The sequence below is a fragment of the Flavobacterium calami genome, assembly GCF_038290035.1.
Lineage (GTDB): Bacteria > Bacteroidota > Bacteroidia > Flavobacteriales > Flavobacteriaceae > Flavobacterium > Flavobacterium calami.
The window spans coordinates 88844-110064 of record NZ_JBBYHS010000004.1; the positions used below are offsets into that span (position 1 = coordinate 88844).

Here is a 21221-nt window from a genome sequence, read left to right on the forward strand (position 1 = left end):
CCCTTTCGGAAAAGAGGGAATTGTTCTGAATTAATAGATATACTCTTCTTTATTAGCCATCATTTCATTGTAATCATCTTTAGATCCTACGATTGTGTTATCGTATTCTCTCATACCAGTTCCCGCAGGAATTCTGTGACCAACAATTACATTCTCTTTCAATCCTTCAAGATCATCTACTTTACCAGCTACTGCAGCTTCGTTAAGTACTTTTGTTGTTTCCTGGAATGAAGCAGCAGAAATAAATGATTTAGTTTGTAACGAAGCTCTTGTAATACCCTGTAAAACTGGTGTTGCAGTAGCAGTGATTACATCTCTTGCTACAACAAGATTTCTGTCATTTCGTTTCAATAATGAGTTCTCATCACGTAATTCACGAGGCGTAATAATCTGACCTGGTTTCAATACTGAAGAATCTCCGGCATCTTCAACTACTTTCATACCATATAATTTATCGTTTTGAACGATGAAATCTTTAGTATGAATTAATTGATCTTCTAAGAATAATGTATCTCCCGGATCTTCCACTTTAACTTTACGCATCATCTGACGAATAACTACTTCAAAGTGCTTGTCATTGATTTTTACCCCTTGTAAACGGTAAACCTCCTGAATTTCATTTACCAAGTACTGTTGAACAGCAGCCGGCCCCTGAATTCTTAAAATATCATCCGGAGTAATAGCTCCATCAGACAATGGAACACCTGCTCTTACAAAGTCATTTTCCTGAACAAGGATTTGACTTGATAATTTTACAAGATATTTTCTAACGTCACCAAACTTAGATTCAATTACTATCTCACGGTTACCTCTTTTGATTTTTCCAAAAGAAACTACACCATCGATCTCAGAAACTACAGCTGGATTAGAAGGATTACGAGCTTCTAACAACTCTGTAATTCTTGGTAAACCTCCTGTAATATCCCCAGATTTAGAAGAACGACGAGGAATTTTAACCAATACTTTACCAGCTTTAATTTTTTCACCATTCTCTACCATTAAGTGTGCACCTACCGGTAAGTTGTATGAACGAATCAACTCTCCTTCTTTACCGTATACCAATAAAGTTGGGATTAATTTTTTATTTCTAGCCTCAGAAATTACTTTTTCCTGGAAACCAGTCTGCTCATCGATCTCAACCATGAATGTTTGTCCTTGCTCTAAATCCTCGTAAGCAATCTTACCAGTAAACTCAGAAACAATTACACCATTATAAGGATCCCATTTACAGATTACAGTTCCTTTAGCAACAGTATCTCCATCATTTACAAAAATACTAGATCCATAAGGAATGTTATGTGTATTTAAAACAATTCCAGTTTTCTCGTCAACCAATTTCAATTCAGTTGAACGTGAAACTACGATATCAACAGAATTTCCTTCGCTGTCTTCTCCTTTAACTGTTTTTAAATCTTCAATTTCAAGTCTACCTGCGAATCTTGTAACAATACTAGATTCTTCAGAGATACCTCCAGCAACCCCTCCAACGTGGAACGTACGAAGTGTCAACTGTGTACCTGGCTCTCCAATAGACTGAGCTGCAATAACTCCGACAGCTTCACCTCTTTGTGTCATCTTACCAGTAGCTAAGTTTCTACCGTAACATTTAGCACAAATACCTTTTAAAGCCTCACAAGTTAATGGAGATCTAACTTCTACTTTCTCAATTGGAGAAGCTTCGATAGTTCTCATAATTGATTCCGTAATTTGCTCTCCAGATTTAACCATTACTTCGTTAGTAAGAGGATTGATAACGTCTTGCAATGCAACACGCCCTAAAATTCTCTCTCCTAATGATTCAACGATTTCCTCATTTTTCTTCAATGCAGAAACTTCAACACCTCTTAAAGTTCCACAATCTTCAATGTTAACAATAACATCTTGAGAAACGTCATGAAGCCTTCTTGTCAAGTAACCAGCATCGGCAGTTTTAAGAGCCGTATCCGCAAGACCTTTACGAGCACCGTGAGTAGAAATGAAGTACTCAAGGATCGAAAGACCTTCCTTAAAGTTAGAAAGAATCGGGTTTTCAATAATCTCACCACCACCAGCAGTAGATTTTTTAGGCTTAGCCATCAAACCACGCATACCAGTTAACTGACGAATCTGCTCCTTAGAACCCCTCGCCCCAGAGTCAAGCATCATATATACAGAGTTGAAACCTTGTTGGTCTTCTCTAATATTTTTCATTGCTAATTCTGTTAACTGAGCATTTGCTGAAGTCCAAACGTCAATAACCTGGTTGTAACGCTCGTTATTTGTAATAAGCCCCATATTATAGTTAGTTGAGATACCTTCAACTTGCTCTCTGGCATCTGCAATTAACTTCGTTTTTTGTTCTGGGATTCTAATATCACCTAAAGAGAATGATAAACCTCCTCTAAATGCGAATTTATAACCCATATCTTTCATATTATCCAAGAAAGCTGCCGTTGTAGGTACATCAGTCACACTTAAAATGTGTCCGATAATATCTCTAAGGTTTTTCTTAGTCAATACGTCGTTGATATATCCAGCTGCTTCAGGTACTACTTCGTTAAATAATACACGTCCTGCAGTTGTTTGAATGATTTTGTACACTAATTCTCCAGCATCATTAAAATCTTTTGCTCTAATTTTCACACGAGCATTCAATTCTAATCTTCCTTCATTTAATGCAATGTTTACTTCTTCAGCAGAATAGAAAGTCAAATCCTGACCTAAAATTTTGTGATCTTCTGTAGAAATACGCTCTTTGGTCATATAATATAGACCCAAGACCATGTCCTGAGAAGGTACAGTAATTGGAGCACCATTTGCAGGGTTCAAGATATTGTGAGAAGCCAACATTAATAATTGTGCCTCTAAAATAGCCTCTGGTCCTAATGGTAAGTGAACCGCCATCTGGTCACCATCGAAATCGGCGTTGAAAGCCGTACACACTAATGGGTGTAACTGGATCGCTTTTCCTTCAATTAATTTAGGTTGGAAAGCCTGAATACCAAGTCTGTGCAAAGTAGGAGCACGGTTCAGTAATACCGGGTGTCCTTTAATTACGTTTTCTAAGATATCCCAAACTACAGGCTCTTTCTTATCAATGATTTTCTTAGCAGATTTTACTGTTTTTACAATACCTCTTTCGATCAATTTACGGATAACGAATGGTTTGTATAACTCAGAAGCCATATCTTTTGGCAATCCACACTCATATAATTTTAACTCTGGACCAACGACAATTACCGAACGAGCAGAATAATCCACACGTTTTCCTAAAAGGTTTTGACGGAAACGTCCTTGCTTACCTTTTAATGAGTCAGATAATGATTTTAATGGTCTGTTAGATTCTGTTTTAACAGCAGAAGCTTTACGTGTGTTATCGAATAATGAATCTACAGATTCCTGCAACATACGTTTTTCGTTTCTTAAGATAACTTCTGGAGCTTTAATCTCCATTAATCTTTTCAAACGGTTGTTACGGATGATTACACGACGGTATAAGTCATTCAAATCTGAAGTTGCAAAACGACCTCCATCAAGCGGCACAAGCGGACGCAATTCTGGTGGGATAACTGGAACCACTTTCATAATCATCCATTCTGGACGATTTTCGCGGTTTTCGTTAGACTCACGGAAAGACTCAACAACTTGTAATCTTTTTAAAGCTTCAGTTTTACGTTGTTTAGATGTTTCGTTGTTAGCGCTGTGTCTTAATTCATAAGATAAAGCATCTAAGTCAATACGAGCCAATAAATCCATAATACACTCTGCTCCCATTTTGGCAACAAATTTATTAGGATCTAAATCATCTAAATATTGGTTTTCCTGTGGAAGAGTATCTAAAATATTCAAATATTCTTCTTCAGTTAAGAAATCTAGTCTTTGTAAAGATTCTCCATCTGCATTTTTAGCAATACCAGCTTGGATTACTACGTATCTTTCGTAGTAAATGATCATATCTAATTTCTTAGATGGAAGACCAAGGATATAACCAATTTTGTTTGGAAGAGAACGGAAGTACCAGATGTGAGCAATTGGCACAACAAGGTTGATGTGTCCTACTCTATCACGACGTACTTTTTTCTCAGTAACTTCAACACCACAACGGTCACAGATGATACCTTTGTAGCGAATTCTTTTATACTTACCACAAGCACATTCGAAATCTTTTACTGGTCCAAAGATTCTTTCGCAGAAAAGTCCGTCACGCTCTGGTTTGTGAGTTCTATAGTTAATAGTTTCTGGCTTTAAAACCTCTCCTCTTGATTCTTTCAAGATAGATTCTGGTGAAGCCAATCCAATAGAAATTTTGTTAAATCTTTTTACTGGATTCTTATCTTTATTGTTTCTGTTATTCATCATAGTTTTTACTATTGATTTATTGCAATTAAAAAATTGATTCTTAGCCTAGTCTAAAGTCAAATGTCATAAAGTTTTTAAAGTCATTACTGACTTTAGACTTTGGACTTTCGCACTTTCGACTTAAAACACTACCTCGGGTTACTTCTCTAAACCTCAAATTCTTATTTGAAGTGCTAATTATAAAATGCCTCGCATTGTTATAAAAAATCGGAACGGTTTACGGGTATAAATCTTTAAAAACTTGTAACATTTAGTAAACGGCCTCAGTCCCAGTTTTCAGTGCTAAACTGAATACTGAGACTGTGACTGAAAACTTTTTATTTATTCTTCCAAACGAAGATCTAGACCTAGACCTTTCAATTCGTGCATTAATACATTGAATGATTCTGGTAAACCTGGTTCTGGCATAGTTTCTCCCTTAACGATAGCCTCGTAAGTTTTAGCTCTACCAATAACGTCATCAGACTTAACAGTTAAGATTTCACGTAAAGTACTAGAAGCTCCATAAGCCTCAAGTGCCCAAACCTCCATCTCTCCAAAACGCTGACCTCCAAATTGAGCCTTACCTCCAAGTGGCTGTTGCGTAATTAATGAGTATGGTCCGATAGAACGTGCGTGCATCTTATCATCAACCATGTGTCCTAATTTAAGCATGTAAATTACACCCACAGTTGCTTTTTGTGCAAAACGCTCTCCAGTACCACCATCATAAAGATAGGTATGTCCGAAACGTGGTACATTAGCCTCATCAGTCAAAGCATTGATTTCGTCTAGAGAAGCACCGTCGAAGATTGGAGTAGCAAATTTTCTACCCAAGTTCATACCAGCCCATCCAAGAACAGTCTCATAAATTTGACCAATGTTCATACGTGAAGGTACCCCAAGTGGATTCAATACGATATCTACTGGTGTTCCATCTTCTAAGAAAGGCATATCTTCATGACGAACGATTCTAGCAACAATACCTTTGTTACCGTGACGTCCCGCCATTTTATCACCAACTTTTAACTTACGTTTTTTAGCGATATAGATTTTAGCCAATTTCAAGATTCCAGATGGTAATTCATCTCCAACTGTAATAGTAAATTTCTCTCTTCTTAAAGCTCCTTGTAAGTCGTTCAGCTTAATTTTATAGTTGTGAATTAAATCATTAACCATTTTATTTGTAGCATCATCAGCAACCCACTGTCCTTTGCTTAAGTGAGCAAAATCCTCTACTGCGTAAAGCATTTTTTGAGTATATTTTTTACCTTTTGGTAAAACTTCTTCACCCAAATCATTCATTACACCTTGAGATGTTTTTCCGTTAACGATCAAGAATAATTTCTCAACCAATCTGTCTTTTAATTCAACAAATTTAGTTTCGAATTCCATTTCTAAAGCACCTAAAGCATCTTTATCCTGAGTACGTTTACGTTTATCTTTTACGGCTCTTGCAAATAATTTTTTGTCAAGAACTACACCATGTAAAGATGGAGAAGCTTTTAATGAAGCATCTTTTACATCACCTGCTTTATCCCCGAAGATTGCACGAAGCAATTTCTCCTCTGGAGTAGGATCTGATTCTCCTTTTGGTGTAATTTTCCCGATAAGAATGTCGCCAGGTTTAACCTCTGCTCCAATTCTAATCATACCGTTTTCATCTAAATCTTTAGTAGCTTCTTCAGAAACGTTAGGAATATCGTTTGTTAACTCTTCGTTTCCTAACTTAGTATCTCTAACCTCTAATGAATAATCATCAACGTGGATAGATGTAAAAATATCATCACGAACTACTTTTTCAGAAATTACAATCGCATCCTCGAAGTTGTACCCTTTCCATGGCATGAACGCAACTTTTAAGTTTCTACCTAAAGCTAATTCTCCATTTTGAGTAGCATATCCTTCTGATAATACTTGTCCAGGAATAACTCTATCACCTTTTCTTACGATTGGTTTCAAGTTAATACTTGTACCTTGATTGGTTTTTCTAAATTTAATAAGGTTGTATGTTTTCTCATCAGCATCAAAACTAACCATTCTCTCGTCTTCAGTACGATCGTATTTAATAGTAATGATATTTGCATCAACATATTCAACAGTTCCATGCCCTTCAGCATTGATTAATACTCTTGAATCTGAAGCTACCTGACGCTCTAAACCTGTACCAACAATCGGTGCTTCAGGACGGATCAAAGGAACTGCCTGACGCATCATGTTTGATCCCATCAACGCACGGTTCGCATCATCATGCTCCAAGAAAGGAATCAATGATGCAGAAATAGAAGCAATCTGATTAGGAGCAACGTCTGTATAATGAACTACAGATGGTTCAACAACCGGGAAGTCACCTTCCTCACGAGCAATAACATTGCTTGCTGTAATCTTACCAGAAGCATCCATTTCAATGTTTGCCTGAGCAATCATTTTACCTTCTTCTTCTTCAGCACTTAAGTAAACTGGAGTACTTTCTAAATCAACTACACCATTTGTTACTTTACGGTATGGAGTTTCGATGAATCCCATTCCGTTAACTTTTGCATAAACCCCAAGAGATGAAATCAAACCAATGTTTGGTCCCTCTGGAGTTTCAATCGGACATAAACGACCATAGTGTGTATAGTGAACGTCACGAACCTCAAATCCAGCTCTCTCTCTCGAAAGTCCACCTGGTCCAAGTGCAGAAAGTCTTCTTTTGTGTGTAATCTCAGCTAATGGATTCGTTTGATCCATAAATTGAGATAACTGGTTAGTACCAAAGAAAGAGTTGATAACTGATGATAATGTTTTAGCATTGATCAAATCAATTGGTGTAAACACCTCGTTATCTCTAACGTTCATTCTCTCACGAATAGTTCTAGCCATACGTGCTAAACCAACACCGAATTGTTGAGACAATTGTTCTCCAACTGTTCTAACACGACGGTTTGATAAGTGATCAATATCATCAATCTCTGCTTTAGAGTTGATTAATTCAATCAAATATTTTACGATTGTAATGATATCTTCTTTGGTAAGCACTTGCTTATCCATAGGGATATCTAAATTCAATTTTTTGTTCATTCTGTAACGACCAACTTCACCTAAGTTATAACGTTGATCAGAGAAGAACAATTTATCTATAATACCACGAGCAGTTTCCTCATCAGGCGGTTCAGCGTTACGCAACTGACGGTAAATGTGCTCTACAGCTTCTTTTTCAGAGTTTGTTGGATCTTTTTGTAACGTGTTGTGGATAATAGCATAATCTGCCTGATTATTATCCTCTTTGTGTAACAAAATAGATTTAACGTTAGAATCGATGATCTCTTCAACATTATCTTTGTCGATAATAGTGTCACGATCAAGGATGATTTCGTTACGTTCGATAGAAACTACTTCTCCAGTATCCTCATCAACGAAATCCTCATGCCATGTATTCAATACACGAGCAGCAAGTCTTCTTCCAATATATTTCTTAATACCAGTTTTAGAAACTTTAATTTCTTCAGCTAAGTCGAAAATTTCAAGGATATCCTTATCTCTTTCGAAACCGATAGCACGGAATAAAGTTGTTACAGGTAATTTTTTCTTTCTATCGATATAAGCGTACATTACGCTGTTAATATCTGTAGAGAATTCTATCCAAGATCCTTTAAAAGGAATTACTCTTGCAGAATAAAGTTTAGTTCCATTTGCATGGAATGACTGTCCAAAGAAAACCCCTGGAGAACGGTGTAATTGAGATACTACAACACGCTCGGCACCATTAATAACAAAAGTACCACTAGGAGTCATGTAAGGAATTGTTCCAAGATAAACATCTTGTACAATTGTTTCAAAATCTTCGTGTTCTGGATCTGTACAGTATAGTTTTAACCTGGCTTTTAAAGGCACACTATAAGTAAGACCTCTCTCTATACATTCTTGAATTGTATAACGTGGCGGATCAACAAAATAATCTAGGAATTCCAATACAAAATTATTTCTTGTATCTGTAATTGGGAAATTTTCCATGAAGGTGTTGTATAACCCTTCGTTGCCTCTTTCGTCAGATTTCGTTTCTAATTGAAAGAAATCTTTAAAAGATTTAACCTGAACATCTAAGAAATCTGGATAATCAGGGATATTTTTTGTAGAGGCAAAATTCAATCTTTCAGTCTGATTTGTTATCATCAATGGACAAAATTTTGATTAAAAAAAAGTAATTTTTGTTTGTGTAAAACACACTGTTTAATCTATACTTTCTTATTATAATCAATACATCTTTAAAAATAAAACATAGAAATAAGCTCCATTTTCTTTCTTCGTATTGATCTAAAACTTTTTCGTATTTTAAACTATGGAATAATAAAACTTGATATATTTTATTATACGAAAAATGGTTTAGGTCTTTGAGTGTTAACTCAAGACCTAAACCTAGTTCTTAAACTGAGTTTAATTATTTAAGCTCAACAGTAGCTCCAGCCTCTTCTAAAGATTTTTTAAGACCTTCAGCCTCTTCTTTAGAAACACCTTCTTTAACATTACTTGGTGCACCGTCAACTACATCTTTAGCTTCTTTAAGACCTAAACCAGTTAATTCTTTAACTAATTTTACAACAGCTAATTTAGAAGCTCCTGCATCTTTCAATACAACTGTAAATTCAGTTTGCGCTTCTTCTTGAGAACCTTCTCCACCACCAGCAGCAACTACTACAGCTGCAGCAGCAGGCTCGATACCATACTCGTCTTTTAATATTGTTGCTAATTCGTTAACTTCTTTAACTGTTAAGTTAACTAATTGTTCTGCGAATTGTTTCAAATCTGCCATTTTTTCTATCGTTTAAAATGATTTGTAAAAAATATAATTTATTTATTGTGCGCTAATTAAGCAGTAAGAAAGTACTCTTCCTTACATTTATAATTACTCTGCTCCTTCTTCTTCGCTTCCTGCGAATTTGTTTTGTAAAGCAGAAATAATTCTTTGAGCTGGAGATTGTAATAATCCAATGATTTCTCCAATAAGCTCTTCTTTAGATTTAATTGTAGCTAATGCATCTAATTGGTTATCCCCAATATACACTTCAGAATTAATGTAAGCTCCTTTTAAAACTGGTTTATCAGATTTCTTACGGAAATCTTTGATAATTTTTCCAGGTGCGTTAGCAACATCAGAAATAAAGATAGCACTGTTACCAGTTAAAACTGTAGGTAAATCACCATAATCATTAGAAGAAGCTTCCATTGCTTTTGCAAGCAAAGTGTTCTTTACAACTTCTAATTTGATACCTGCTTTAAAACAAGCTCTACGTAAGTTTGAAGTTGTCTCTGCGTTTAAACCAGAAATATCAGATACATAAATGATATTTGTACCAGCTAACTGCGCAGTTAAATTTTCAATCGCGATTGATTTTTCTTCTCTAGTCATACTAAAAATTTTTAACTACCAATTATACTGCTTTTGGGTCTAATGCGATAGCAGGACTCATTGTGCTTGTAAGGTGAATACCTTTAATGTATGTACCTTTAGCAGCAGTTGGTTTAAGTTTTATTAATGTTTGAATAATTTCGTGTGCGTTGTCAACAATCTGCTCAGCCCCAAAAGAAACTTTACCGATTCCTGCGTGTACGATACCAGTTTTATCAACTTTAAAGTCAATTTTACCAGCTTTAACTTCTTGAACAGCTTTTGCAACATCCATAGTTACAGTACCTGTTTTAGGGTTTGGCATTAAACCTCTAGGTCCTAAAATACGACCTAATGGACCTAATTTACCCATAACAGCAGGCATAGTGATGATTACATCAACATCTGTCCAACCGTCTTTAATTTTTTGTAAATAATCATCAAGACCAACGTGATCTGCTCCAGCCTCTCTTGCTTCAGCTTCTTTATCTGGAGTAACCAACGCTAATACTTTAACGTCTTTTCCTGTTCCGTGAGGTAAAGTTACCACACCTCTAACCATTTGATTCGCTTTTCTTGGATCAACACCCAAACGAACTGCGATATCAACAGACTCATCAAATTTTGCAGAAGCAACAACTTTAATTAATGCCGCAGCATCTTTTAAAGAGTATAATTTGTTCTTTTCAATTTTTGAAGCAGCCTCTTTTTGCTTTTTTGTTAATTTTGCCATTTCTTTTTCTTAATTAAAAAGGAGCATCTCCTGATACAGTTATACCCATAGATCTAGCTGTTCCAGCAACCATACTCATAGCTTTCTCAATTGTGAAAGCATTTAAGTCAGGCATTTTGTCTTCAGCAATAGTTCTAATTTGTTCCCAAGTAACGCTAGCTACTTTTTTACGATTAGGCTCACCAGAACCAGATTTTAGCTTTGCAGCTTCCATTAACTGAACTGCTGCTGGAGGAGTCTTAACAACAAAATCAAATGATTTGTCTTTGTACACAGTGATTTGCACTGGACAAATTTTGCCAGGTTTATCTTGAGTTCTAGCATTAAATTGCTTACAAAACTCCATGATATTAACCCCAGCAGCTCCTAAAGCAGGTCCAACCGGTGGCGACGGATTCGCAGCACCTCCCTTAACTTGTAGTTTAACTACCTTACTAATTTCTTTAGCCATTTTTAAAAAATTTAACATTGCAATCTATGGAAGCGATTACAATGGTTTATTATAGTGTAACAAAAAATTATACTTTTTCTACTTGCACAAAACTTAATTCTAATGGTGTTTTTCTTCCGAAAATCTTAACCATTACCTCAAGCTTACGCTTCTCTTCATTGATTTTTTCAACAGAACCATTAAATCCATTGAAAGGCCCATCAATTACTTTGACAGTCTCACCTATACTAAAAGGAATAGAACGAGTATCCGTATTAACAGCTAACTCATCTACTTTTCCTAACATACGATTTACCTCTGATAACCTCAATGGAACCGGCTCACCACCTTTAGTCTCTCCTAAAAAACCAATAACACTAGTAATTGACTTAATAATATGAGGTACCTCACCAACCAAATTAGCTTCGATCATTACATATCCTGGAAAATAAACTTTATCCTTAGACATTTTCTTTCCCTCTTTTACAGTAACTACTTTTTCGGTAGGAACTAAAACCTGAGAAACATAATCACTCATTCCCAATCTGGCAATCTCAGTCTCAATGTAAGCCTTAACCTTATTTTCCTGGCCACTTACAGCTCTAACCACATACCATTTCTTCACATTATTATCTGCCATCACAAAAAAATTATCCTTTTAACCAGTTAAAAAATCCAGCCAAAGCTTTTGCAAAAAATTCGTCTACTCCCCAAGTTGCCAAAGCAAATAGAATCGAAAATACAGCTACGACAATTGTCAATTTTTGAACCTCAGCCCAAGCTGGCCAAGTAACATTTGACTTTAACTCTTCGAAAGCCTCTGATAAATAATTAATAACTTTTGTCATTTGATATATTTTTTATTGCACGGGCGGAGGGATTCGAACCCCCATCAACGGTTTTGGAGACCGCTATTCTACCCTTGAACTACGCCCGTAATTAAAGCCAGTGATTTCAATTAAGAAAATCAACTGGCTTTTATTTATTTATAGAATTACTCTACGATTTCAGTAACCTGACCAGCACCAACTGTTCTACCACCTTCACGGATAGCAAAACGTAAACCTACGTTCATAGCGATTGGGCTTAATAAAGCAACCTCGATAGTTAAGTTATCACCTGGCATTACCATCTCTACACCTGCTGGTAAAGAAATAACTCCTGTTACGTCAGTTGTACGTACGTAGAACTGTGGACGGTAGTTATTGTGGAATGGAGTGTGACGTCCACCTTCTTCTTTTTTCAAGATATAAACCTCAGCTTTAAATTTAGCGTGTGGTTTTACTGAACCTGGCTTAATAATAACCATACCTCTTTTGATATCAGCTTTATCAATACCTCTTAACAATAAACCTACGTTATCTCCAGCTTCACCTCTATCAAGAATTTTACGGAACATCTCAACTCCTGTAATAGTAGAAGTTAATTTTTCAGCTCCCATACCAATGATTTCAACAGGATCTCCAGTGTTAGCAACTCCAGTTTCGATACGACCTGTAGCAACAGTTCCACGACCTGTAATTGTAAATACGTCCTCAACTGGCATCAAGAATGGTTTAGCTACGTCACGTACTGGCTCTTCGATCCAAGCATCAACAGCTTCCATTAATTCAATAATTTTAGGAACCCAGTTAGGATCATTGTTCAATCCACCTAAAGCAGAACCCTGAACAACAGGACCATTATCTCCATCATATTCGTAGAAAGATAATAAATCTCTAATTTCCATTTCAACAAGCTCTAATAACTCAGCATCATCAACCATATCCACTTTGTTCATGAAAACAACGATTCTTGGAATACCAACCTGACGTCCTAAAAGGATGTGCTCACGAGTTTGTGGCATTGGACCATCTGTAGCAGCAACTACTAAGATAGCTCCGTCCATTTGAGCAGCTCCAGTAACCATGTTTTTTACGTAATCCGCGTGACCTGGACAGTCAACGTGAGCGTAGTGACGGTTAGCTGTTTCGTACTCTACGTGTGATGTATTAATAGTAATACCTCTTTCTTTCTCCTCTGGAGCGTTATCGATTTGATCAAACGATTTTGCTTGACAGTAACCAGCATCTGACAATACTTTTGTAATTGCAGCAGTTAATGTAGTTTTTCCGTGATCCACGTGTCCAATTGTACCTATGTTTAAGTGCGGTTTGGAACGATTAAAATTCTCCTTTGCCATTTTACTTAATTTTTAATCTTAGTTATATATTAATTTTCAATTTCCTACTTACTTGAGCCAATGTCGGGATTTGAACCCGAGACCTCTTCCTTACCAAGGAAGCACTCTACCCCTGAGCTACACCGGCAGAGAGTTCTGATTTTAGATTTTTGAATTTAGATTTTTTAAACAAAACCTTCAACCCAAAACCTTCACTTCTTTTTTGTGGGGAGAGCAGGATTCGAACCTGCGAAGTTCACACAGCAGATTTACAGTCTGCCCTCGTTGGCCGCTTGAGTATCTCCCCTAATTTCAAAATTCGATCATTTTCAAAGAACCAATTTCAAATCGCATTTGAAATTTACTGAGCCGATAGAGGGACTCGAACCCACGACCTGCTGATTACAAATCAGCTGCTCTAGCCAGCTGAGCTACATCGGCGAATACAATAAAAAAGTCCGCTATTTCTAACGGACTGCAAATGTAGCTATTTTATCTTTGTATCAAAACATTTTTTGAAAAAAATTTCAATTATATATGCGCTCTTATTTTTTCTTTTCTTTTTACAAGCAAACGTTCTAATGATTCCGCCGAAAGCTCAACCGCTTCCTCAAAAGTCTTGCATTGTTTTTTAACTAAAAAATCATCCCCCGGAACATTAATTTTAATCTCAACAACTTTATTCTCCTTATCACTTGTTCTTTCAACTTTCAAAAATACATCTGCCGAGACCACCCGATCGTAATATTTTTCTAATTTATTCATTCTCTCCTGAACAAAATCTACCAACTTTCTGTCAACAGTGAAGTTAACGGCATGAACATCTACCTTCATAATTCTAATTTTAGAGTTAAACATTTCAGAATCATTATTTACTTCTTGGATGCGCACCAGTATAAACCTTTTTAAGTTCCGCTAAACTATTATGCGTATAAACCTGGGTAGACGCCAAACTAGAATGTCCTAATAATTCTTTAACTGAATTCAAATCTGCCCCATTATTAAGCAAATGAGTCGCAAACGTATGCCGAAGCACATGAGGACTCTTTTTTACCTTTTCAGAGACCCTACTAAAGTATGAATTTATTAAACGATACACAAAAGATTCGCTCAATTTTAACCCTTTTTTAGAAATAAAAAAATAATTTTCATCCACTATTTTTCCAACAGCCAATCGTTCATCCAAATATAACCTAATCTGCTTTGCAACTATTGGCAAAACCGGAATAATACGTTCTTTATTTCTTTTTCCTAAAACCTTAACAACACCCGAAGATAAATCCACATTAGCCATCATTAAACTTATCAGTTCAGCTCTCCGCATTCCTGTTGTATAAAAAAGCTCCACTATAAGCTTATCCCTGATTTCCTCAAAACCAGCAGGCTCTCCAACCTCCAGCATTAAATCAGTTAATTCTTTTTCCGAAAAAGGAATCTGGACAATTTTAGGAGTTTTCAAAGCTTTATGCTTCAACATTGGACTAACCTCTATTTGTTTTGTTTTTAAAAGAAATTTATAAAACGACTTTAAAGATGCCATTTTTCTATTAACCGACACATTCGAAACACCTTCATCAACCAACGAAACAATCCAGCTCCTGACCTGACTGTAATTCACACTCTCAATATTTTCCTGATCAAAATGAGCTTTATTAAAAATCTCAAAAAACGAAATATCATTCAGGTAAGCATTAATAGTATGTGGCGAATATTTTTTCTCCAACTGAAGATAATCACGAAATGCATCTTTATTTGACTTCATAACTTAAAAATTTAAGCATAAAAAAACCGTTAGCATCAAAGTTAATTTATTTTGATGACTAACGGTAATTATTTTAAAAAGCTGATATTAACTCTCTAAACTGTCTTTCAAGTTTTGAATGTAAGCCGCTTTTTGAATTTGAGCTCTTTTGATAACAGAAGGCTTAATAAAAGCAGTACGTGCTCTTAATTGACGAACAGTTCCTGTTTTATCAAATTTTCTTTTATAGCGCTTTAATGCTCTATCGATATTTTCTCCGTCTTTAATTGGTATAATTAACATAATATAGACACCTCCTTTCGTTAAGGCTGCAAAAGTATGTATTAATTATGAATTATGAGGTATAAATTATAAATTATTTTAAAATGAAAGAAGAACACAAATAAAATACAATAGACTTTGACCGATAATTACTTTATCCTTCTATTCTTTATTCTTTCAACAAATTTCTCGAAATAACTAATTTTTGAATTTCAGTTGTTCCCTCTCCAATCGTACATAATTTAGCATCCCTGTAAAATTTCTCAACCGGAAAATCTTTTGTATAACCATATCCTCCATGAATCTGAATTGCTTCATTAGCGATTTTCACACAAGCCTCAGACGCATACATCTTGGCCATTGCTCCTAAAGTTGTAACAGGTTTATGTTCTTGTTTTAAGAAAGCCGCCTTGTGTAGCAACAATTCAGAAGCCTCAATTTCAGTTGCCATATCAGCTAATTTGAAGGAAATAGCCTGAAAACTACTAATCGGCTGACCAAACTGATGTCTTTCTTTAGAATATTTAAGAGCTGCTTCGTAGGCTCCTTTTGCAATTCCAAGTGATAATGCTCCTATTGAGATCCTCCCTCCATCCAATATTTTCATAGCCTGAACAAACCCTTGTCCTACTTCTCCTAATCTATTTGCATCTGGCACACGACAATTATCAAAAACCAGTTCAGCTGTTTCGCTGGCACGCATTCCTAATTTATTTTCTTTTTTTCCAGAAGTAAATCCCGGCATGCCTTTTTCAAATACAAAAGCTGTCATTCCTTTTGAATCTCCTTTTTCTCCTGTACGAACCACTACTACCGCAATATCTCCTGAAATAGCATGAGTTATAAAGTTTTTCGCTCCATTTACAATCCAGAAATCACCATCTTTAACAGCTGTTGTGTTCATCCCCCCAGCATCAGAGCCCGTATTATGCTCTGTTAATCCCCAGGCTCCAATATGTTCTGCTGTAGCCAGTTTTGGTAGCCATTTTTTCCTTTGTTCATCATTCCCAAAAGTTAAAATATGATTGGTACATAATGAATTATGTGCTGCGACCGAGAGTCCTATTGATGGATCAACTTTGGAAATTTCTTCGATTACTGTAATATATTCATGATATCCTAAACCAGATCCTCCATATTCTTCAGGAACCAAGACCCCCATATATCCCATTTCACCCAATTTTTTAAATAATGAAATTGGAAATATTTGCGCTTCATCCCACTCCATTATATAAGGCTTTATATTTTTTGCTGCAAAATCTTTTATAGACTCCGCAATCATAGACTGGGTTTCATTATAATCAAAATTCATTTGTAACCTGTTTTTAGAACTCCAAATATAAACTAATTATATTTGCTTTTTCAACAGGAAAGCCTTTAATATTTATCAAATCCTCAATATTTTTAATATTTCCGTTCATGCTACGATAAGTTACTATTTGTTTTGCCAAAGCATATCTAAAGTACGGGAATTGAGCCAGCTCCTTTAAAGCAGCATCATTTACCGGGATTTTTTTAATTTTTGGTAAAGAAGAAACCTTAAAATACTTTTTCAATTCATGGACAACATCAGGAGAAAGTCCCCAAATATCATTTATCTGTTCCATAGAAACAAAAGCCTCCAAGCTTTCTTTTTGCTTTAAAATTCGAAGTGATAAAGCTTCACCAATGCCTTTAATTTTCATTAAATCATCCTGACTCGCCTGATTAATATCTAAAACGATAATATTCTCTTTTTTCAAGGATTGTGACAAATATCTTATATCAGAAGTTTTAAAACTCTTTTTATTCTTAATCCAATCGGGGAATTTAAAATATGGCGAAATAGCATTTAATAAGGAATCTGAAATTTTTGTAACTTTTTGAAATTCCTCAGCAGAATTAACATATTTATCCTCTTTTCTAAAAGCAAAAAGCCTGTCTATTTCAACAGTTGACATTCCGAGTTTATATCCTTTATAATCTGAAATGAAATTTGGATTAAAAGGATATATTTTAAGTTTGCTATTATATTTAATTGTCTTTAAAGAATCTACTTCAGACTGTAGAGCCAGCCATTGTTCCTTTTCAGGCTGACTTTTTTCCACTTCACTAAAATCAGAGAAAAAATAAAACAATTGCAGTCCAACAATTATGAGTAGGAGAAAAAAAATCCCTTTGCGCTGTTGGCTTGTAAAACTAAAATAAGAAGCTGTATTTTTAAAATTCATTTTTTAAGTATAATTTTTCAATCATAAAAATATAAATTTTATTAAGAAAAATACTTAATTTTATGTTTTTTCAAAAAAATACAAACTACAACATTGTTACTAATAGCGTAACACATTTCAAAGAACACCGAACTTTTCTTATCGTTTCGTTCCAAAAATTAAATATTTTATAACTTAAAACATCATAATTGTTTTTATTTTTTATAAAAAACAATACATTTGGAGCTTAATAACAATAAACCAATATTAAAATATGTCAATTTGGAAAACTAAACCTCTTTCGGTACTGCTTGGTGAAGCATCCGAATCTGAAAAAGGATTAAAAAGAACCTTATCTTCACGTTCGCTTGTTGCACTTGGAGTTGGAGCAATTATTGGAGCGGGATTATTTTCGCTAACCGGAATTGCTGCTGCAGAACATGCTGGCCCGGCGGTAACAATATCTTTTATTTTAGCTGCTGTAGGATGTGCATTTGCAGGACTTTGCTATGCAGAATTTGCTTCAATGATTCCGGTTGCCGGTAGTGCTTACACCTATTCCTATGCGACTATGGGAGAATTTATGGCCTGGATTATTGGCTGGGATTTAGTTTTAGAATATGCTTTGGGTGCTGCAACGGTAGGTGTTAGCTGGTCCAGATACCTGCTTGAACTATTTGCTAAATTTGGGATTAATTTGCCTCCCGACTTAATTTGTTCACCATGGGAAACTTTGACTTTGAGCAATGGCACTGTAATAGAAGGCGGAATTGTTAATTTACCTGCCATATTTATTGTTTCGCTTCTTTCCTTATTATTAATTAAAGGAACAAAAGAATCGGCTTCATTGAATAACTTTTTAGTTGTTGTAAAAGTAGCTGTAGTAATTATTTTCATTGTTTTAGGATGGAAATTTATTGATACAAACAACTACACTCCATATATACCTGAAAACACAGGAACTTTTGGTGTTTTCGGATGGTCTGGAATTGCTACAGGAGCAGCAACAGTATTTTTTGCCTTTATTGGTTTTGATGCCGTATCAACTGCCGCACAAGAAGCAAAAGACCCACAAAAAGGAATGCCGATTGGTATTTTAGGTTCTTTAGCAATCTGTACATTGTTATATGTGTTATTTGCTCACGTAATGACAGGACTTGTCCCTTATCATGAGTTTGCAGGTGATGCTAAACCAGCTGCAACGGCATTTGCAAAAACAGGTTATGACTTTTTACAGACAGGTTTAATTATCGCAATTTTAGCAGGGTATACTTCAGTAATGTTAGTAATGCTTATGGGACAGAGCCGTGTTTTTTACACTATGAGTAAAGATGGTTTATTACCTCCTTTTTTCAGTTCAATCCATCCTAAATTTCGCACTCCATGGAAAACAAATCTTTTCTTTTTAGTTTTCGTTAGTTTATTCGCAGGACTTGTACCTGTTAGTGACCTGGGACATATGGTAAGTATTGGAACTTTATTGGCTTTTGTACTTGTATGCATTGGAGTAATGGTAATGCGTAAAAAAATGCCTGATGCACCAAGATCTTTTAAGACTCCGTTAGTTCCTTTTGTACCAGTTGCCGGAATCTTAATTTGTTTAGCTCTAATGTATTCTTTACCTAATGAAAGCTGGGCCAGACTTGTAATCTGGATGGCTTTGGGTATTATCATTTATTTCATATATGGTAAGAAAAATAGTAAATTGAACAGTCCAGAATAATTTTTCTAAATCATACAAAAAAAGGATCAGAAAGTATTTTTTACTTCTGATCCTTTTTTATGATTCAATACTAAATTACAAATCAAAAACGGATGTTCTTTTTGCCCGGATTAAATCTTTCAGCCTAATCCAAAAGGCTAAAGTGAGATATACTCCAAAGCCCAAGCCGGCCGTTACAAATGAAATGTATATAAAAAACAAACGTACACTGGTTACACGCATTCCCAGTTTATCTGCTAATCTGGATGAAACATGAAAACCATATTTTTCGAAAAAGAATTTTAATTTTAAAATCAAGGACATCTTTTTTTGGTATTATTTATGGACAAAAATACAAAAATATCCAATTGGCAAATTTCAGAAGCTTAATTGTTTTTCAGTAATTCTATACCAACAGCGCATTTCAGGCAGCCACTAACATCACAATACTGACTTTTTAGCTGAAGCAGAGATTGTGTTTCAAAAGCATTTTCTGAAGTTACCCCAAAAGATTTAAACTTATCAATAATTGAATTTTTCTCAGGGCGTATGTCATTCAAAATTGAAATTAAATCTTCTGCAATCGATTCGTCTATGGTTTTGGCATACGCAAATTGTAAAGGCACAATGGTATTGATGACTACTAAATCTATAAACGAATCCGATAATGATTTCGTTTTCTTTGGGCTTTCCTTATCAAACTGATAATGGTTTTGCCAATAGGAACTAGCTGAAATAGCAAACAATTTGTAAATACTATCGATTGATTTCAGTTTAATTATTTTAGAAAACAAATTTTGATGCTGATAATACAAACCTGCCAATTGTGCCAAACGAATGGTTGGAAAGTTATCCGGACGATGCTTAAAGAACTGCAGTGGTTCTGTATAAACTTTTTCAATTTGATATTTATGCAACAGGTAATAATACTTAAATTTTAAATCCTTAAAATACACATCTTCCTTATCCGCTTCCAACAAACCTGTTGTCCCGAAAAATAAAGCTTCCAGGCTTTCCAGTTCAAAACTTTCTTTTCGGATAACTGAAAAAGGGATTGCTTTTGCAAATTGTAAAAAAGCATTTCCATTTGTATTTAAACCAAAATTTTTAGCCAGTAAACAAAACAAAACCGCTTCCCAGTCCTGATTTGTTTCATTAAGCAAGTCATAAATTATTTGAGATTTTCTTTCCAGACGATCAAAAAACAAACGTTCCTGCCAATTTTTAAAAATAAATACGGGTATTTGGGCAATCTGTTTTTCGCAATATATCCAGGATTTAGGAGATTTAAGTTTCTTATAATTTGAAATTGTTTCCGTGGACACATAATTCTTTAATACTAATACCGGAATTTCTGTATTATTTCGCCTGTAAATGTCAGCGTCATATTCCCATACTACATGCAAAATAACATTTTCGTATGCTGTATCTTTTTCGTGAAGATGTAAATACCAGTCAGAAGCTTTTACATGCATTTCAACATTTCCTGCCCACTTTTGATCGCCAATTTTTAATTGCGCATTGAAAAAATCAGGGCCGGCAAGTTCTAAGTAATTTCCGGTGTTAATAATGGTGACTTCCTCCTCATTTACTGTTTTTAAATTGAGTGTGTCAAATTTTTTAAACTTCCAGAGATAATGAAGAAAATCTTCTTTCATTTTTTTAGACTTTAAAATATTATTTACAATAATAACTCTAAAGTACCAAAAATAGTATTAATATTACAATTTTACACGTTATTTAAAGAAAATCATTTCATTAAATATAATTTAGCACATGCCCTTGCATCAGACAAAGCTTCATGGTGATTTAGCTGAATCTTCATTTCCCGGCAGCAATCACTGAGTTTAGTTGGCTTTATTCCTTTTGCTTTGTAGATTTTAACCGTACACTCCCACCTTTTGCCAATATTTAGATCTTCATAATGCAAACCATTAATTGCCATCGATTTAATTAAAACATTTCGGTCAAAGCTTTCATTGTGTGCTACAACTACCCTATTTTTTAAACGTTTTTCGATTTCTGGATAAACCTGTGAAAATGTTTTCGCATTTACCGTATGATGCGGATATATTCCATGAACCTGAATTGTAAAGGGATTATATTCATTATTTGGCGGTTTGATTAAAGTAACAAACTCATCAGTAATAATTCCGTTTTCAACAGTTACAATTCCAACAGAACACGGATGGTAGGCTGTCGCGGTTTCAAAATCTATAGCGGTAAAAGTCAATTTGATTGTGTTTTTAGGATTCAGAATTTCTAGTTGCATTTGCAAATTTAAATCTTCTTCTAACA

At 35.1% G+C, this 21221-nt stretch carries 18 protein-coding genes and 4 tRNA genes; 1 reads left to right on the top strand and 21 read right to left on the bottom strand.

Annotated elements, in window-relative coordinates; translation table 11 throughout:
- Nucleotides 1–30: 30 nt before the first annotated feature.
- The 18 genes from rpoC to AAEO57_RS04720 all read right to left on the bottom strand — a co-directional run bounded on the left by rpoC (nt 31) and on the right by AAEO57_RS04720 (nt 17242).
- The gene (rpoC, locus tag AAEO57_RS04635; protein ID WP_341689981.1) at nt 31–4338 is read right to left on the bottom strand and encodes a DNA-directed RNA polymerase subunit beta'; all 4308 of its coding nucleotides are present in this window, start codon (nt 4336–4338) and stop codon (nt 31–33) included.
- Between the two features lie 321 nt (nt 4339–4659).
- Entirely contained in the window at nt 4660–8472 is a 3813-nt protein-coding gene (gene rpoB / locus AAEO57_RS04640) for a DNA-directed RNA polymerase subunit beta (RefSeq protein WP_341689983.1), read from the bottom strand.
- Nucleotides 8473–8737: 265 nt separating this feature from the next.
- Nucleotides 8738–9109: a 50S ribosomal protein L7/L12 gene (gene rplL, locus AAEO57_RS04645; protein WP_341689986.1), complete on the bottom strand. Its 372-nt coding sequence runs from the start codon at nt 9107–9109 to the stop codon at nt 8738–8740.
- Between the two features lie 93 nt (nt 9110–9202).
- Nucleotides 9203–9706 carry a 50S ribosomal protein L10 gene (rplJ, locus tag AAEO57_RS04650; RefSeq protein ID WP_341689988.1) on the bottom strand — a complete coding sequence of 168 codons (504 nt, stop codon included), beginning with the start codon at nt 9704–9706 and terminating at the stop codon, nt 9203–9205.
- 22 nt (nt 9707–9728) lie between these two features.
- The gene (gene rplA / locus AAEO57_RS04655; RefSeq protein WP_025572415.1) at nt 9729–10418 is read right to left on the bottom strand and encodes a 50S ribosomal protein L1; all 690 of its coding nucleotides are present in this window, start codon (nt 10416–10418) and stop codon (nt 9729–9731) included.
- A 13-nt stretch (nt 10419–10431) separates the two neighbouring features.
- Nucleotides 10432–10869, bottom strand: coding sequence for a 50S ribosomal protein L11 (rplK, locus tag AAEO57_RS04660; RefSeq protein WP_008466923.1), 438 nt, complete (start codon nt 10867–10869; stop codon nt 10432–10434).
- Between the two features lie 67 nt (nt 10870–10936).
- Nucleotides 10937–11488: a transcription termination/antitermination protein NusG gene (nusG, locus tag AAEO57_RS04665; RefSeq protein WP_341690010.1), complete on the bottom strand. Its 552-nt coding sequence runs from the start codon at nt 11486–11488 to the stop codon at nt 10937–10939.
- A 10-nt stretch (nt 11489–11498) separates the two neighbouring features.
- Nucleotides 11499–11696, bottom strand: a complete 198-nt coding sequence (gene secE / locus AAEO57_RS04670; protein ID WP_341690012.1) for a preprotein translocase subunit SecE — start codon at nt 11694–11696, stop codon at nt 11499–11501.
- Nucleotides 11697–11714: 18 nt separating this feature from the next.
- Nucleotides 11715–11785 (bottom strand) — tRNA-Trp (locus tag AAEO57_RS04675).
- 57 nt (nt 11786–11842) lie between these two features.
- A complete protein-coding gene (tuf, locus tag AAEO57_RS04680) occupies nt 11843–13030 on the bottom strand; it encodes an elongation factor Tu (protein ID WP_026730432.1) in 1188 nt (395 codons plus the stop codon).
- 55 nt (nt 13031–13085) lie between these two features.
- Nucleotides 13086–13157 (bottom strand) — tRNA-Thr (locus AAEO57_RS04685).
- Between the two features lie 78 nt (nt 13158–13235).
- Nucleotides 13236–13316 (bottom strand) — tRNA-Tyr (locus AAEO57_RS04690).
- 60 nt (nt 13317–13376) lie between these two features.
- Nucleotides 13377–13450, bottom strand: a tRNA-Thr gene (locus AAEO57_RS04695).
- 90 nt (nt 13451–13540) lie between these two features.
- Entirely contained in the window at nt 13541–13843 is a 303-nt protein-coding gene (gene hpf, locus AAEO57_RS04700; protein WP_341690015.1) for a ribosome hibernation-promoting factor, HPF/YfiA family, read from the bottom strand.
- Between the two features lie 34 nt (nt 13844–13877).
- Nucleotides 13878–14771: a tyrosine-type recombinase/integrase gene (locus tag AAEO57_RS04705; RefSeq protein WP_341690017.1), complete on the bottom strand. Its 894-nt coding sequence runs from the start codon at nt 14769–14771 to the stop codon at nt 13878–13880.
- 87 nt (nt 14772–14858) lie between these two features.
- Nucleotides 14859–15053: a 30S ribosomal protein S21 gene (rpsU, locus tag AAEO57_RS04710; RefSeq protein WP_025571153.1), complete on the bottom strand. Its 195-nt coding sequence runs from the start codon at nt 15051–15053 to the stop codon at nt 14859–14861.
- A gap of 148 nt (nt 15054–15201) precedes the next feature.
- Nucleotides 15202–16344, bottom strand: a complete 1143-nt coding sequence (locus AAEO57_RS04715; protein WP_341690020.1) for an acyl-CoA dehydrogenase family protein — start codon at nt 16342–16344, stop codon at nt 15202–15204.
- Nucleotides 16345–16357: 13 nt separating this feature from the next.
- Nucleotides 16358–17242 carry a ComEA family DNA-binding protein gene (locus AAEO57_RS04720; protein WP_341690022.1) on the bottom strand — a complete coding sequence of 295 codons (885 nt, stop codon included), beginning with the start codon at nt 17240–17242 and terminating at the stop codon, nt 16358–16360.
- A gap of 253 nt (nt 17243–17495) precedes the next feature.
- On the opposite strand from AAEO57_RS04720, the gene AAEO57_RS04725 reads away from it, so the two are divergent.
- The gene (locus AAEO57_RS04725; RefSeq protein ID WP_341690024.1) at nt 17496–18944 is read left to right on the top strand and encodes an amino acid permease; all 1449 of its coding nucleotides are present in this window, start codon (nt 17496–17498) and stop codon (nt 18942–18944) included.
- A gap of 75 nt (nt 18945–19019) precedes the next feature.
- Here AAEO57_RS04725 and AAEO57_RS04730 read toward each other — a convergent pair whose 3' ends face one another.
- The 3 genes from AAEO57_RS04730 to AAEO57_RS04740 form a co-directional block, all read right to left on the bottom strand.
- Nucleotides 19020–19247, bottom strand: coding sequence for a PspC domain-containing protein (locus tag AAEO57_RS04730; RefSeq protein ID WP_163410578.1), 228 nt, complete (start codon nt 19245–19247; stop codon nt 19020–19022).
- A 62-nt stretch (nt 19248–19309) separates the two neighbouring features.
- On the bottom strand, nt 19310–20581 hold the full coding sequence (locus AAEO57_RS04735; RefSeq protein ID WP_341690027.1) for a DUF2851 family protein: 1272 nt from the start codon (nt 20579–20581) through the stop codon (nt 19310–19312).
- A gap of 92 nt (nt 20582–20673) precedes the next feature.
- Nucleotides 20674–21156, bottom strand: coding sequence for a 3'-5' exonuclease (locus AAEO57_RS04740; protein ID WP_341690280.1), 483 nt, complete (start codon nt 21154–21156; stop codon nt 20674–20676).
- Nucleotides 21157–21221 lie beyond the last annotated feature (65 nt).